The organism is Pseudonocardia sp. (assembly GCF_035305885.1).
In the GTDB taxonomy this organism is placed as follows: Bacteria; Actinomycetota; Actinomycetes; order Mycobacteriales; family Pseudonocardiaceae; genus Pseudonocardia.
The window spans coordinates 16,093-30,274 of sequence record NZ_DATGOP010000065.1 but is presented as its reverse complement, the minus strand read 5'-3'; the positions used below and the strand labels follow the sequence as shown (position 1 = coordinate 30,274).

Genomic DNA, 14,182 nt, shown 5'->3' with positions numbered 1-14,182 from the left:
CCGTGTCCGGTCACACAGTTGGCCGGGTGATCGTCGGCCCGTCACCTGCGGGACGCACCGGGGACACCGGAGCCGGTGACGCTCGGGCCACATGACCGTCCAGCAGGAACCGAGCGCACCCCCGGCGCCGCGCGGAGACGAGGCCGGGCTGGTGTCCCGCGCCCTCGAGGTGGCCGGGCGGCTCGCCAACGACGCGGCCGAGGTCATCGCGGCGACCGCGGGCCGCGAGCACCACAGCGGCGCGGCGCACAAGGCCAACCCCTTCGACTGGGTCACCGACACCGACCGGACCCTCGAGCGCCACACCCGCCGCGTGCTCGCCGCGGAGTTCCCCGGCGTGCCCGTGATCGGGGAGGAGTTCGGCGCGGACGCGGCCGCCCAGGCCGCCCCGTACCGGTGGGTCGTCGACCCCGTCGACGGGACCGCGAACTACGTCGCGGGATTCCCGTGGTGCGCCTACAGTCTCGCGCTGGTGGACACCTCCGGACCCGTGGTGGGGGTGATCGCCGACCCGAGCCGGGCCCAGATCTACGCCGCCGCCCGCGGGCGAGGGGTGCGGGCGAACGGCGTCCCGGTCCGGGTCGTCCCACGGCCGACGGCGGGCGGGTTGATCTGCGCCGAGCTCGGCGCGGAGCGCGCCGGTGCGCTCGCCCGCCACGCGGCCGCGGGGCACGCCGGCATCCGCGCGCTCGGCTCCTCGGCGCTCGCGATCACGCAGGTGGCGCTCGGCCACGCCGTCGCCGCGGTGCTGGAGGAGCACCACGAGTGGGACGTCGCGGGCGCGGCCTGCCTCGCGCTGGAGGCCGGCGCCGTGATCGTCGACGGGGAGGGGCGGCCGGACCCGCTCCCGGCCGGGACGATGATCGTCGCGGTGCCGGGCGCGCTCGACACCGTGCTGGGCTGGTGGCGCGACTCCGCACCCTGACCGCGACTCACCTGCACCCAGCCCGCGACTCGCGCACACCCAGATCGCGACTCGCCGAGGCTCCGGCGAGTCGCGCTGTGGGTGCGGGCGAGTCGCGCTCCGAATGCGGCTGGGTCGGGGGCGGGGTCCGGGTTAAGGTCAGCCCATCAGCACCACCGCCTCCCGCGCCGACCTCGCCGTTCGCGCCACGCCGTTCGCGTTCGTCGTCATCTGGGCGTCGGGCTTCGTCGTCGCCCAGTACGCCGCCCCGTACGCGGAGCCGCTGAGCTTCCTGGTGGTGCGCTACTCGGGCGTGATCGCGCTGATGCTCGTGCTCGCCGCCGTGGCCCGCGCCCCGTGGCCGCGCGGCCACCAGGTCCTGCACATCGCCGTGGCGGGCGTGGGCATCCACGCGGGCTACCTCGGCGGGGTGTGGGCCGCGGTCGCCGAGGGCATGCCGGCGGGCGTGACCGCGCTCGTGGTGAACCTGCAGCCGGTGCTCACCGCGGCGTTCGCCGCGCTGCTCGGCGAGCGGCTGGGCAGGTGGCAGGCGGTCGGGCTGCTCCTCGGGTTCGCCGGCGTCGCGCTGGTCGTCGCCAACCGCCTCACCACCGAGGGCCTGTCACCGGTGACGCTCGGGCTCACCGCCACGGCCCTGCTCGCGATCACGACCGGCACGCTCTACCAGAAGCGGTTCTGCCCGCAGTTCGACCTGCGCACGGGCCAGGTCGTGCAGTTCGTCGCCTCGCTCGCGGTCACGGTGCCGTTCGCGCTGGCGTTCGAGTCGTTCCGCTTCGACTGGACGCCGCAGCTGGTCGGCGCGCTGGCCTGGTCGGTGCTGGTGCTCACCGGAGGCGGCATCTCGCTGTTGTTCCTCATGCTGCGCCGCGGCGCGGCGGCCCAGGTCACCAGCTACTTCTACCTGGTGCCCGGGCTCACGGCGCTGATGGCGTTCGCGATGTTCGGCGAGGCGCTGGGGCCGGTGGCGATCGCCGGGATGGGGCTCACCGTCCTCGGCGTGGCGCTCGCCACGCGCAGGGCGGAGTAGCGTGCCGCGCGTGGTGAGCCTCGACGACGCCGCCCGCATGGCCTGCGAGCTGCCGGAGGTCAGCGAGGTCGAGCGCTACGGCAACCGGGCCTGGGCCGTGCCCGGCACCACGAAGCGCGGCGGGCCGAAGGTCTTCGCCTGGGAACGGCCGTTCAGCAAGGCCGACATCGAGCGGTACGGCGCGAAGACCCCGCCGTCGGGCCCGATCCTCGCGATCCGCGTCGCCGACCTCCACGAGAAGGAGGCCGTGCTCGCCGCGAACCCCGGCGGGTTCTTCACGATCCCGCACTTCGACGGCTACCCGGCGGTGCTCGTCCAGCTGGAGGAGGTCGGCGAGGAGGCGCTGCGGGAAGCGCTGCTCGACGGCTGGCTGGCCTGCGCCCCGCCGCAGCTCGCCGAGCGCTACCGGCCCGGTTAGGCGCGCCTGCGGCGGCGCAGCCAGTACGCGATCGGCCCCAGCACGACCCACACGAGCGCGATGCCGATGGCGAGCGGCCCGGCCTGGTCCAGCGCGGTGCGGCCGGCGACGCGCACGAGCTCGGGGTTCGCCAGGTCGTACTCGACGGCCACCGAGTCGCCCACCTGCAGCCCCGAGGGGTGGAAGACGCCGTGCTCGGGGACGACGGTCTCCCCGCTGGCCACGGTGAAGCGGACGACCGTGCGGGCGAACGTCGAGCCCTCCAGCACCTCGGCCTGCGCGTAGCCCGGGTTGGAGGAGATCGAGTAGTCGTCCACCGCGGCCCCGGCCAGCGCGAGCAGGCCGAGCACCGTGGCGAGCACGGCGACCCCGGCGACGATCTCGGCGGCCCGGTCGACCGTGAACCGCCAGACCGGACGCAGCAGCGAGGCCAGCTCGTCGACCGCACGGGTGCGTTCGACGGTCGTCGTCCGGGTGCCGCTGGTCACGTCGCCCATCGTAGGAGGCCAGGTAGGAACGCCGGTGTGGCCGGTGCCTCCCGGCCCGCGCGCACGCGCGGGTGAAACGCCTCCTACTCTCGGGTTCGTGACGATCGCGCCGCTACCGACCGGGTTGGGCGTGCGGACCAGGCTCGTCGGCGACCCGGGGGGCCTGCTCGAGCTGCTCCCGGACGACCGCAACCCGCTGTCGTGGGTCCGTGGGTCCGACGGGCTCGTCGGCTGGGGCGAGGTCGCCCGCATCAGCGTCGTGGGCGAGAACCGGTTCGCCGAGGCCGACGCGTGGTGGCGCTCGTTCACCGAGGGGCTGCGCGTCGACGACCAGGTCGGCCTGCCCGGCACCGGCCCGGTGGCGTTCGTCAGCTTCACGTTCGCCGACAGCTCGCCGGGCTCCGTGCTGGTCGTCCCGCGGGTGCTCGTCGGGCGGCGCGACGGGGTCGCCTGGATCACCGAGTTCTCCCACGGCGACGGCCCGCCCGCGGTGCGCGCGGTCACACCGGTGCGCCCGAGCGGCAGCCTGCGGTTCGCCGACGGGCTGCTGCCCGTCTCCGGCTACCGGAAGGCCGTGGCGGAGGCGGTCCGGCGGATGCGGGCGGGCGAGCTGGACAAGGCCGCGCTGGCCCACGACCTGCTCGCGGTCGGCGACGCCCCGCTCGACCCCCGGTTCCTGCTCGCCGGCCTCGCCCGCCGCTACCCCACCTGCTGGTCCTACTCCGTCGACGGGCTCGTGGGCGCGACCCCCGAGCTGCTGGTCCGCCGCGCGGAGGGCAAGGTTTCGTCCCGGGTGCTGGCCGGCACGATCTGGCCGGGCGAGTGCGACGACCTCCCGGGCAAGCTGCTCGGCTCCGCGAAGGACCGCCACGAGCACGCGCTCGCCGTCGAGTCGCTCGCCGACGCGCTGCGGCCCATGTGCACCTCGCTCGACGTGCCCGAGGAACCGTCGGTGATCGCCCTGCGCAACGTCTCCCACCTCGCGAGCGACGTGCACGGCACGCTCGACCCGGAGGAGCCCGCGTCGCTCCTGCAGCTCGCGTCCGCCGTGCACCCGACGGCCGCGGTGGGCGGCACGCCCCGCGACGCCGCGCTCGCGCTCATCGCCGAGCTCGAAGGCATGGACCGCGGCCGGTACGCCGGTCCGGTCGGCTGGATGGACGGCAACTGCGACGGCGAGCTCGGCATCGCGCTGCGGTGTGCCCAGCTGGACGGGCCGGTCGCCCGGCTGTTCGCCGGGTGCGGCATCGTCGCCGACTCCGATCCCGACACCGAGGTGCGCGAGGCCGCGGCGAAGATGGTCGCCGTTCGCGACGCCCTGGAGGACGCCGGCCAGGTCTGACGGCCCACCCCTGGACAGCAGTCCCCACGGGGTGTACATGTTTGTACATGTCTGGACAGGTGGGGTTCAGCAAGCGGGCGCGGCTCGTCGAAGACCTGACCGAGCGGATCCGCTCCGGCCGGCTCGCCCGCGGCGAGCGGTTGCCGGGTGAGAACCAACTCGCGGCGGCGTACCAGGTCAGCCGCGGCACCGTCCGCAGCGCCCTGTCCGAGCTGCAGCGCCGCAAGCTGATCGCCACCGAGACCGGCGTCGGTTCGTTCGTCACGTTCGACGGGGTCGCGCTCGACCAGAGCGTCGGCTGGGCCCGCGCGCTCGCCGACGCGGGGTCGGACGTGACGGTCGAGCTGCTCGGGATCGAGCGCGGCGGGCCCGCCGAGGTGGTCGACCGCCACGGCCCGGTCGTCACCGTCCGGCGGCTGCGCCGCGCGGCGACCGGTCCGGTCTCCCTGGAGAGCTCCACGCTCCCGGCCACCGGCGCGCTCGCCGACCTGCCCGCCCGCGGCCTCGTCGACGGCTCGATCACGAAGACGCTGCGCGCCGCCGGGCTGACCGGCATCCGCGGCGAACAGTGGATCTCCACCGCCCCGCTCGACGACGAGTCGGCGACGCTCCTCGAGCGCAGCCCGGGCGAGCTGTTCCTCCACTCCGCCCGCACGACCCTCACCGACGACGGAGCCCTCGTCGAGCACGTCGAGAGCCTGTTGGACCCGGCCCGGTTCCGGTTCCACCTGACGTTCGGGGCGCGATGAGCGAGCGCGACCGCGCGATCGGCGCGCTGGCCGGGCTGGCGCTCGGCGACGCGCTGGGGATGCCCACGCAGTCGATGTCACGGGAGCAGATCGCGGCCCGCTACGGGCCGATCACCACGCTGCGCGACGCCGCACCCGACCAGCCGATCGCGCCGGGCAGGCCGGCCGGCTCGGTCACCGACGACACCGAGCAGGCGCTGCTGCTCGCCCGGCTGCTGATCGACGGGGCGGGCCGCGTGGACCCGACCGTGTTCGCCGACGCGCTGGAGCGCTGGGAGGCCGACATGGCCCGGCGCGGCTCGGCCGACCTGCTCGGACCCTCCACGAAGCGCGCGATCGAACGGCTGCGGGCGGGCGAGCCTCCCGACGAGGCCGGCCGCGACGGCACGACGAACGGGGCCGCGATGCGGGTGGCGCCGGTCGGGATCGCCGTGCCCGGGTCCGACGCAGACGCGCTGCTCGACGCGGTGGTGCAGGCCAGCCGGGTGACGCACAACTCCTCCATCGGGATCGCCGCGGCCGCCGCGGTGGCGGCCGCCGTCTCCGCCGGGGTCGACGGCGCCGGGCTGGGCGCCGCCCTCGACGCGGCCGAACAGGCGGCCGCCGCCGGAGCTCGGCGGGGCCACTGGGCCGCGGGCGGCGACGTCGCGGCCCGCATCCGGTGGGCCCGCGGCTTCGTGCGCGGCCGGGACCGCGCCGGCCTCGCCGACGCCGTCGCGGACGTGATCGGCACCTCGGTGGCGGCGCAGGAGTCGGTGGTGGCGGCGTTCGCGCTCGCCGAGGCGCTCGGCGACACCCCCGTCGACGCGCTCACGCTCGCCGCCGAGATCGGCGGCGACACCGACACCGTCGCGGCGATCTGCGGCGCCGTGCTCGGCGCCCACCACGGCGTCGGCGGGCTGCCCGCGGACCTGCTCGACACGGTGCGCCGCGTCAACCGCATCGACCTGGCACCCGTCGCCGACGGGCTGCTCGAGCTCCGGCACGGGAGTCGACCATGACAACGACCAACGAGCCCAGCACCGGGAGGGTCGAGGCCGCGCTCGAGACGCGCGGCATCGAACCGGTCCCCGTCGAGGACCGGAACGGGCACCCCGCCCAGCTGTTCTGGGTGTGGTTCGCCGCCAACATCTCGATCCTCGGCCTGCCGCTCGGCGCCACCCTCGTGGCGCTGGGGCTCACCGTCTGGCAGGCCGTGATCGTCGCGGCGATCGGCTCCGTCGGCTCGTTCGCGATCGTCGGGGCGGTGTCGATCGCGGGCCGCCGAGGGGGTGCGCCCGGCCTGACGCTGTCGCGGGCCGTCTTCGGGGTACGGGGCAACATCGGGCCGACCGCGGTGTCGCTGCTCTCCCGGCTCGGCTGGGAGACGGTCAACACGACGACGGCGGCGTTCGCGCTGCTGTCGCTGTGCACGATCCTCTTCGGGGCCGGGCAGGCCGCCACCGACCACCCGGTGCTGACCGTCGCGTGCATCGCCGTGTTCGTGCTGCTCACGGTCGTCGTGTCCGGGCTGGGGCACGCGGTGCTCGTCGCCGTGCAGCGGTGGGCGACCTGGGTCTTCGGCGCGCTCAACATCGTGGTCGGCGCGTTCCTCGTCGCGCACGTCGACTGGGCGGCGGTCGGCGCGGCGGCGCCCGCACCCGTCGGCACGATGATCGCGGGTGTGGGCATCATCGCGGCCGGCACCGGCATCGGGTGGGCGAACGCGTCGGCCGACGTCTCCCGCTACCAGGCGCCCGGCGTCACCGCGGGCTCGCTGGTGCTCTCGGCCGCGGCGGGCGCGGGCATCCCGCTGGTGCTGCTGATCTCGTTGGGGAGCCTGCTCGCCGCGGGCGACCCGTCGCTCGCGGAGGCGGGCGACCCGGTGGCGGCCATCCGCGCCCTGCTGCCGCCGTGGATGGCGGTGCCGTACCTGGTGGCGGCGTTCGGCGGGCTGCTGCTGTCCAACCACCTGTCGGTCTACTCGGCGGGGCTCACCACCCTGACCCTGGGCCTGCGGGTGCCGCGGGTGTGGGCCGTGGTCGTCGACGTGGTCGTCACGTTCGCGGGCGCGATCTACTTCATGCTCGTCGCCGGCGACTTCTACGGCCCGTTCATCGCGTTCATCAGCATGCTGGCCGTCCCGATCACGGCCTGGGTCGGCGTGTTCGCCACCGACATGCTCCGCCGTCGCCACTACGACCCCGACGCGCTCATGGACGTGCGCCGGACCAGCGCGTACTGGTACCGCGGCGGGGTCGAGTGGCGGGCCCTCACCGCCTGGGCGGTCGCGATCGTCGCCGGCTACCTGTTCGTCACCGCGGGGCCCGAGGAGGCGCCGTGGTTCAGCGGGCCGCTCGCGGGCAGCTGGCTCGGCGAGAACGGCCTGGGCTGGGTCGTGACGTTCCTCGTGGCCGCGGGGATCTACGGCGGGCTCGGCGGAGCGCGGCGATGACCGGGCGGCTCGTGCACACCGGCCAGGTCGTGCTGGACCTGGTGATGCGGGTGAAGGAACTCCCGCCGGTCGGCGGCGACGTGTTCGCCTCGCACACCGACCTGCACCCCGGCGGCGGGTTCAACGTCATGGCCGCGGCCGCGCGGGCGGGCGGGCAGGTCGTCTACGCGGGCGGGCACGGCGACGGCCGGTTCGGCGACCTCGTGCGCGCCGCGCTCGACGCGGAGGGCATCACGGCGGCGCTGCCGCCCACCCCGGGCGCGGACACCGGGATCTGCGTGGTGCTGGTCGACGACACGGGCGAGCGCACGTTCGTGACCGGCACCGGCGCCGAGTCGGAGGTCGACGCCGCCGCGCTCGCGGCCGTGCCGGTCGACGCCGCCGACGTGGTCTACGTGAGCGGCTACAGCCTGCTCGCCCCGGACAAGGCCGCGGTCCTGCTCGACCGGATCGACCGGCTCGACGGGCCGACGGTGCTGGTCGACCCGGGCCCGCTCGTCGGGGAGGTCGACCCCGCCACGTGGGCCCGCCTGCTCGACCGCACGACGATCCTGTCGGCGAACGCCCGGGAGGCCCGCATCCTCACCGGGGAGGCCGACCCCCGGGCCGCGTCGGCCGAGCTCGCCCGGCGCCTGCCGTCGACGGCGGCCGTCATCGTGCGCGACGGCGCCGCGGGCTGCCTCGTCACCCGCGACGGCACCACCGTGCACGTCCCCGGCTTCCCGGTCGACGCCGTCGACACCACGGGCGCGGGCGACGCGCACTGCGGCGTGCTCGCTGCCGAGCTGCTGCGCGGCGCGGACCTGGTCGCCGCCGCGACCCGCGCCAACGCGGCCGCGGCCATCGCCGTCACCCGCCCCGGGCCCGCCACCGCTCCCACCCGGGCCGAGGTGGACCAGCTGCTGAGCAGCGATATCAGCAGGCCCCGGCCACCGCTGCGGTGATGGCCACGCGCAGCGCCGCGTGCCCGTCCCGCAGCTCCCGCCGTCCCGCCCGCACCTCGACCACGCGCAGCCCGGGCGCCGGGGTCAGCGCGTCGGCGAGCTCGGCCACCTCCACCCGCGCGTGCCGCGCACCGGTCGCCGCGCAGAGGGACGCGAGATCCACGCCGTGCGGCGTGCCGAACACCCGCTCGAACGCGGCCGCGTGCTCGGGGGCGCCCTGCTCGAGCAGCGTGAAGATGCCGCCGCCGTCGTCGTTGAGCACGACGATCGTGAGGTCGGGGCGCGGCTCGTCCGGCCCGATGACCAGGCCGGTCGTGTCGTGCAGGAGCGTGAGGTCGCCGAGCAGCGCGTAGCCGGGGCCGTCGTGGACGAGGGCCGCGCCGACCGCCGTGGACACCGTGCCGTCGATGCCGGCCACGCCCCGGTTCGCGTGCACCACGAGGTCGCCGCGCGGCACGGCGGCGAGCGCGACGTCGCGCACCGGGTTGGACGAGCCCAGCACCAGCTGCGCGCCGCGGGGCAGCGCGGCCACCAGCTCCCGGGCCAGCCGCAGCCCGCCGGGGGCGGCGGGGTCGTCGAGGGCCTTGTCGAGGACGTCCGCCGCGGCGGCGTCGGCGGCGCGCCAGCGGTCCACCCACGCCGGGTCGGGCCGCAGCGCGGGGAGGCTCCCGATCGCGCGGACGGTGCCCGCGACGTCCGGCCACGGCAGGCCGCGGGGGTCGGCCAGCACGTGCACCGCGACGTCCGGGTCGGCGAGCAGCCGCTGGACGGGGCGGTGCAGCGTGGGCCTGCCCGCCACCACCACCTGGGCCGGGCGCAGCGCGGGCGAGGCCCCGAGCAGCCACGGCCCGGTGCGCACCGCGGACGGCCACGCCGACGACGCGGGTTCGGCGACGATCGGGACCGGCAGGTCGGCCACGCCGTCGGGGGCGCCGTGGCCCGCGATGACGAGCGTGGGCGCCGCCGGGTCGAGCGGCAGCGGCTGCTCCGCCCGCCGCTCGGCGGGCGCCACCCGCGTCCACGGGCCGCCGTCGGTGCGCCCGGCGGGGATCTCGCCTGCGCCGTCGGGCACCAGCGGCTCGGCGAACGGGAGGTTCAGGTGCGCGGGGCCGGGCGGTGCGCCGGTGGCGGCCGCGACCAGCCGGTCGACCGAGGCGCGCAGCCGGCCCGGCTCGCCGGAGAGCCCCGCGTTCACCGCGAGCCGGACCGCGCCGCCGAACAGCCCGGCCTGCTCGATCGTCTGGCTGGCGCCGGTGCCGATCAGGTCCGGTGGGCGGTCGGCGCTGAGCACGAGCAGCGGCACCCCCGCGTACGACGCCTCCAGCACCGCCGGGTGCAGGTTGGCCACGGCCGTGCCCGAGGTCGTGCACACCGGCACCGGGCGCCCGGACCGCAGCGCGAGGCCGAGCGCGAGGAAGCCGGCCGTGCGCTCGTCGATCCGGACGTGCAGCCGCAGCCGCCCCTCGGCGTCCGCGGCGTGCAGGGCGAACGCCAGCGGCGCGTTGCGGGAGCCGGGGCAGAGCACGGCGTCGGTGACGCCGCAGCGGACCAGCTCGTCGACGACCAGCCGGGCCCGGGTCGTCGACTCGTTCACGGGCGCGAGCCTACGTGGCGATGACCTCGAACGCCGTGGCGAGGCGGGCGCCGGGCAGCCGGGCTGCGGTCTGCTCGGCCGCGCCCCGCAGGAACGCCTCCGGGTCGGCCATCGGCCCGCCGAGCGCCTCGAGGTAGGCCTTGTGGGCGCGCAGGGACGCCACCCCGCGGTCGAACTGCTCCTCGACGTCGACGGCGTGCGTGGCGAGCGGCGAGGCCAGCACCAGCACCTGGCGCACCCCGCTCCACGGCTCGCCCACCTCGGGGAACAGCCAGCGGTTCGCCGCGTCCCGGACGGCGTCGAGGGTGGCCTGGCCGACCACGCGGTGGTCGACCATGTTGTAGTGCCCGCCGGGGAACGTCTCGCGGTGGTTGACCGTGATCACCACGTCCGGGCGGTGGCGGCGGATCGCGGCCGCGATGTCGCGGCGCAGCGGCACCCCGTACTCGATCAGGCCGTCCGGGTGGTCGAGGAACTCCACGACGTCGACGCCGACCTCGGCGGCCGCCGCGCGCTGCTCGGCCTCCCGCAGCGGCCCGCATTCGGCGGGCGGGAGCGTGTCGATGCCCGCCTCCCCGCGGGTGACGAGGAGGTAGGCGATCTGGCGGCCCTGCGCCGTCCACCGGGCGATGGCGGCCGCACCGCCGTACTCCAGGTCGTCGGGATGGGCCACGACGGCGAGCCCCCGTTCGAACTCCTCGGGGAACGGCTCGAGAGGACCGGACATGGTGAAGATCCTGCCCTCCCGGACGCCGCGCCGCGAGGGAGGCGTAGGTTCACGAAGGACGAGGGGGGCACGACGCGTGCCCGGACCAGGAGCTTGGAACTGATGACCGCCACCCGCCCGGCCACGGACCGGCCCGGCGAAACGACCCTCGACCACCTCCTCACCGTGCTGGCCGCGCCCGCGGAACTGCTCTCCGATCCCGACGGCCAGGTCCGGCCGGAGGGCGCGCAGGGCTTCTACGTGGGCGATACCCGGTACTGCAACCGGTTGGAGGTCGGCGTCGAGGGCGTCGATCTCCGCTTCGCACCGGCCGGCCTCGACGGGGCCGGCCGTGCGCGTTTCGAGGGGGAGTTGCGGGGCGTGCGGCTGCGGCGCGAGCGGCGTGTCGCCGAGCGCACGGCCTTCGAGGAGATCACCCTGCACAACCCGGGGGCCGGGCCCGTCGACCTGGGGCTGGTCGTCCACGCCCGCAGCGACCTGTCCGCCACCCCCGTGGTCAAGTCCGGCGTGCCGCTCACCGACGTGCCGCCCACCGTCCAGGGCGGTGAGGTCCGCTGGGCCCGCCGCGAGGTGTCCGCCTCGCTCACCGCGGACCCGGCCCCGGGCGTGATCGAGGTCGACGGCACCGACGCCGTCCTGCGCTGGCCGCTGCGCCTCGCGCCGGGCGAGCGGTGGAGCGTGCGCGTCGTGCTGGCGCCGTCGCCCGCCGGGCCGGAGCACTTCCGCCCCGCCGCGCCGCTCCCGTGGCGGCTCGACGACCGCGCCACCGGCGGGCGGCGCGGCGATCTGCTGCGGCGCAGCCTCGCCGACCTCGAGGGCCTGCTGCTCGCCGACCCCGTCGCGACCGCCGACCGGTTCGCCGCCGCCGGGAGCCCGTGGTTCTGCACGCTGTTCGGGCGCGACTCGCTCTGGACGGCGCGGATGATGCTGCCGATGTCCACCGAGCTCGCGGGCGGCACGCTGCGCGTGCTGGCCCGGCGGCAGGGGCGGGTCACGAACCCGCGCGGCGAGGAGGAACCCGGCAAGATCATCCACGAGTTCCGGCCGAACGGGCTGAAGGCGGGTGGGCTCGACCTACCGCCCAGCTACTACGGCACGGTCGACGCCACCCCGCTGTGGTGCTGCCTGCTGCACGACGCGTGGCGGGCCGGGCTGCCCGAGGCCGAGGTGGCCGAGCTGATCCCGCACCTGGAGGCGGCGCTCGGCTGGCTCAAGCGCACCGCGGGCGACTACGGGTTCCTGAGCTACCGCCGCGTCTCCGGAAGCGGCCTCGCCAACCAGGGCTGGAAGGACTCGGTGGGCGCCGTCCGTTGGGCCGACGGCACGGTCGCCGCCCAGCCGCTCGCGCTCTGCGAGGTGCAGGGCTACGCCTACGCCGCCGCCCGCGGCGGGGCGGAGCTGCTCGCGGCGTTCGACCGGCCCGGCGCCGACGAGTGGCGGCAGTGGGCCGACCGGCTGGCCGCCTTGTTCCGAGCGACCTACTGGATCGACGACCCGGACGGCCGCTACCCCGCCATCGCCCTCGACGGGCACGGCCGGGCGGTCACCGGGCCGGCCTCCAACATGGCCCACCTGCTGACCACCGGGATCCTCGACGACAAGGAGGCCCAGCTCGTCGCCGACCGGCTCGCGCGCCCCGACCTCGACTGCGGCCGCGGCCTGCGCACCCTGGCGAACACCAACGGCGGCTACGACCCCCTCACCTACCACCGCGGCTCGGTGTGGCCGCACGACACCGCGATCGCCGTGCTCGGGCTCGCCGGCATCGGCAGGCACGAGGTGGCCCGCTCGCTCGCCGAGGGGCTCGTCGCGGCGGCCGGGGAGTTCGACGACCGGCTGCCCGAGCTCTACGCCGAGGTCGACGGCGAGGTGGTGAGCTACCCCACGGCCTGCCGCCCGCAGGCGTGGGCCGCCGCGGGCGCCGTCGCGGTGGTGTCGTACCTCGAGACGGGCGTCGTGCCGGCCTGGGCCACGCCGCGGTAGACCCGCACCCGGACCCCGACTCGCCCGCACCCACGCCGCGACTCGCCGGGGCGTCGGCGAGTCGCGGGCTGAGTGCCGGCGAGTCGCGGGCTCGGTGTGGGCGAGTCGCGGGCTGAGTGCGTGCTGGAGGCATCCGCCCGGAGCTCGCCCGGCACGTACGACAGGCGGTCGTCCAGGCGATCCCACCGGGCCACGGGAGCCACACCGCGACTCGCTCATACCTGGCCCCCGACATGCACGCACCCAGAACGCGACTCGCCCACACAGGACCGCGACTCGCGCACACGCAGAGCGCGACTCGCCGACAGCCAGAGCGCGACTCGCGGGCACCCGGGGCGCGACTCGCCGAGGCCTCGTCAGCGGGTGCCCAGGCGGGCGTCGACCGCCTCCGGGGCGAACACCTCGTCGACCACCAGCTCGGTCATCCCGATCACCGTGGCGCGGTCGCCGAGGGCCGTGGTGACCACGCGCAGGCGGCGGGTCGCCCGGGGCAGCGACCGCTGGTAGATCATCTCCCGCATGCCGGTGACGAAGTACTCGTTGGTCTCGGCCATCTCGCCGGCGAGGACGAGGATCTCCGGGTTCAGCACCGAGACGACCGTGGTCAGCACCTCCCCGGCGAGCTGCCCCGCCGTCCGGACGGCCGCGATGGCGTCGGGGTCGCCGCCGTGGACGAGGCGGCGCACGTCCGCGACGCCGCCGACGTCCTTGCCCATCGCGGCGAGCTTGCGGGCGAGCGCGTCGCCGGAGGCGACCGCGGCCAGGCACCCGACCGCGCCGCAGGCGCACCGGTCGTCGTAGCCGTGCATGCGGATGTGCCCGATGTCGCCCGCGCCGCCGTCGATACCGCGGTAGAGCCGCCCGTCGATGACGATCCCGGCGCCGATGCCGCTGCCGACGGTCACGAGCAGCAGCGCGGGCACGTCCGGCCAGTTCGCCCGCTGCTCGCCCAGCGCCATGAGGTTGGCGTCGTTCTCGACGAACACGGGCACGCCGAGCCGCTCGGCGAGCCGGTCGCGCACCGGGTAGTCGTGCCAGCCCGGCATCACCGGCGGCTGCATCACCCGCCCGACCGAGACGTCCACCGGGCCGGGCACGCCCACCCCGAGCGCGGCGGTGCGCGCCGGGTCCAGGCCCGCGTCGGCGACGAGCCGGTCCAGCTCCGTCTCGACCGCCTCGAGCACGACCTCCGGCCCCTCCGCGACGGACATCTCGAACTCGCGCCGGTGCAGCTCCCGCGCGCCCAGGTCGACGGCGTGCAGCTCGACCCGGTCGCGGCGCACGCTCGCGACGAGCACGTGGCCCGCGCCCTCGTCGAACGAGAGCGCGCCCGCGGGGCGGCCGCGGCCCTCCGCCTCCCCGGCCGACTCGCGCAGCAGGCCGGCGCCGAGCAGCGCGTCCACCCGCTGCGTGACGGTGGAGCGCGAGAGCCCGGTCACCCGGATCAGGTCCCGCCGCGTGGTCGCGACGCCCTTCCGCACGAGCAGCAGCAGCCGGCCCGCCGACACCGGGTTGCCGGGCCCGACCCGCTCCGGGTCGATCACCGACACC

The 14,182-nt window shown here is 76.3% G+C and carries 13 protein-coding genes; 9 read left to right on the top strand and 4 right to left on the bottom strand.

What is annotated here, in order from left to right; translation table 11 throughout:
- Positions 1-91 precede the first annotated feature (91 nt).
- The 3 genes from VKZ81_RS13095 to VKZ81_RS13085 all read left to right on the top strand — a co-directional run bounded on the left by VKZ81_RS13095 (position 92) and on the right by VKZ81_RS13085 (position 2,370).
- Entirely contained in the window at positions 92-925 is an 834-nt protein-coding gene (locus VKZ81_RS13095; protein WP_324241793.1) for an inositol monophosphatase family protein, read from the top strand.
- Between the two features lie 145 nt (positions 926-1,070).
- Positions 1,071-1,952 carry a DMT family transporter gene (locus VKZ81_RS13090; RefSeq protein WP_324241881.1) on the top strand — a complete coding sequence of 294 codons (882 nt, stop codon included), beginning with the start codon at positions 1,071-1,073 and terminating at the stop codon, positions 1,950-1,952.
- 10 nt (positions 1,953-1,962) lie between these two features.
- Positions 1,963-2,370, top strand: a complete 408-nt coding sequence (locus VKZ81_RS13085; RefSeq protein ID WP_324241792.1) for an MmcQ/YjbR family DNA-binding protein — start codon at positions 1,963-1,965, stop codon at positions 2,368-2,370.
- On the opposite strand, the gene VKZ81_RS13080 is transcribed toward VKZ81_RS13085, so the two are convergent.
- A complete protein-coding gene (locus tag VKZ81_RS13080; protein ID WP_324241791.1) occupies positions 2,367-2,858 on the bottom strand; it encodes a DUF3592 domain-containing protein in 492 nt (163 codons plus the stop codon). The genes VKZ81_RS13085 and VKZ81_RS13080 overlap by 4 nt on opposite strands.
- A gap of 97 nt (positions 2,859-2,955) precedes the next feature.
- On the opposite strand from VKZ81_RS13080, the gene VKZ81_RS13075 reads away from it, so the two are divergent.
- Genes VKZ81_RS13075 through VKZ81_RS13055 form a run of 5 tightly spaced genes read left to right on the top strand, consistent with a single transcriptional unit; the run spans position 2,956 to position 8,327 of the window.
- Entirely contained in the window at positions 2,956-4,200 is a 1,245-nt protein-coding gene (locus VKZ81_RS13075; RefSeq protein WP_324241790.1) for an isochorismate synthase, read from the top strand.
- A 47-nt stretch (positions 4,201-4,247) separates the two neighbouring features.
- Positions 4,248-4,949: a GntR family transcriptional regulator gene (locus VKZ81_RS13070; protein WP_324241789.1), complete on the top strand. Its 702-nt coding sequence runs from the start codon at positions 4,248-4,250 to the stop codon at positions 4,947-4,949.
- On the top strand, positions 4,946-5,950 hold the full coding sequence (locus VKZ81_RS13065) for an ADP-ribosylglycohydrolase family protein (protein ID WP_324241788.1): 1,005 nt from the start codon (positions 4,946-4,948) through the stop codon (positions 5,948-5,950). Before VKZ81_RS13070 ends, VKZ81_RS13065 begins: the two co-directional genes overlap by 4 nt.
- Positions 5,947-7,383 carry a purine-cytosine permease family protein gene (locus tag VKZ81_RS13060; RefSeq protein ID WP_324241787.1) on the top strand — a complete coding sequence of 479 codons (1,437 nt, stop codon included), beginning with the start codon at positions 5,947-5,949 and terminating at the stop codon, positions 7,381-7,383. The genes VKZ81_RS13065 and VKZ81_RS13060 overlap by 4 nt, the downstream gene beginning before the upstream one ends.
- Complete coding sequence (locus tag VKZ81_RS13055; RefSeq protein ID WP_324241786.1) at positions 7,380-8,327, top strand: PfkB family carbohydrate kinase; 948 nt, start codon at positions 7,380-7,382, stop codon at positions 8,325-8,327. Before VKZ81_RS13060 ends, VKZ81_RS13055 begins: the two co-directional genes overlap by 4 nt.
- Here the strand turns inward: VKZ81_RS13055 and menD are convergent.
- Both menD and VKZ81_RS13045 read right to left on the bottom strand, forming a co-directional pair.
- On the bottom strand, positions 8,299-9,921 hold the full coding sequence (gene menD, locus VKZ81_RS13050; protein ID WP_324241785.1) for a 2-succinyl-5-enolpyruvyl-6-hydroxy-3-cyclohexene-1-carboxylic-acid synthase: 1,623 nt from the start codon (positions 9,919-9,921) through the stop codon (positions 8,299-8,301). The genes VKZ81_RS13055 and menD overlap by 29 nt on opposite strands.
- 10 nt (positions 9,922-9,931) lie before the next feature.
- Positions 9,932-10,648, bottom strand: a complete 717-nt coding sequence (locus VKZ81_RS13045; protein ID WP_324241784.1) for a PIG-L deacetylase family protein — start codon at positions 10,646-10,648, stop codon at positions 9,932-9,934.
- Between the two features lie 102 nt (positions 10,649-10,750).
- Here VKZ81_RS13045 and VKZ81_RS13040 point away from each other — a divergent pair, with 102 nt between their 5' ends.
- A complete protein-coding gene (locus VKZ81_RS13040) occupies positions 10,751-12,631 on the top strand; it encodes a glycogen debranching N-terminal domain-containing protein (RefSeq protein WP_324241783.1) in 1,881 nt (626 codons plus the stop codon).
- Positions 12,632-12,987: 356 nt separating this feature from the next.
- Here the strand turns inward: VKZ81_RS13040 and VKZ81_RS13035 are convergent, their stop codons facing one another.
- Positions 12,988-14,181 (bottom strand): ROK family transcriptional regulator, encoded by a 1,194-nt coding sequence (locus tag VKZ81_RS13035; RefSeq protein WP_324241782.1) that lies wholly within the window; start codon positions 14,179-14,181, stop codon positions 12,988-12,990.
- Between the last annotated feature and the right edge of the window lies 1 nt (position 14,182).

What these genes read in the sequence shown, in the direction of transcription:
- VKZ81_RS13095 (WP_324241793.1), top strand. Translation starts at nt 92, where the DNA reads ATGACCGTCCAGCAGGAACCGAGCGCACCCCCGGCGCCGCGCGGAGAC.
- VKZ81_RS13070 (WP_324241789.1), top strand. Translation starts at nt 4,248, where the DNA reads ATGTCTGGACAGGTGGGGTTCAGCAAGCGGGCGCGGCTCGTCGAAGAC.
- VKZ81_RS13065 (WP_324241788.1), top strand. Translation starts at nt 4,946, where the DNA reads ATGAGCGAGCGCGACCGCGCGATCGGCGCGCTGGCCGGGCTGGCGCTC.
- VKZ81_RS13060 (WP_324241787.1), top strand. Translation starts at nt 5,947, where the DNA reads ATGACAACGACCAACGAGCCCAGCACCGGGAGGGTCGAGGCCGCGCTC.
- VKZ81_RS13055 (WP_324241786.1), top strand. Translation starts at nt 7,380, where the DNA reads ATGACCGGGCGGCTCGTGCACACCGGCCAGGTCGTGCTGGACCTGGTG.
- VKZ81_RS13045 (WP_324241784.1), bottom strand. Translation starts at nt 10,648, where the DNA reads ATGTCCGGTCCTCTCGAGCCGTTCCCCGAGGAGTTCGAACGGGGGCTC.
- VKZ81_RS13040 (WP_324241783.1), top strand. Translation starts at nt 10,751, where the DNA reads ATGACCGCCACCCGCCCGGCCACGGACCGGCCCGGCGAAACGACCCTC.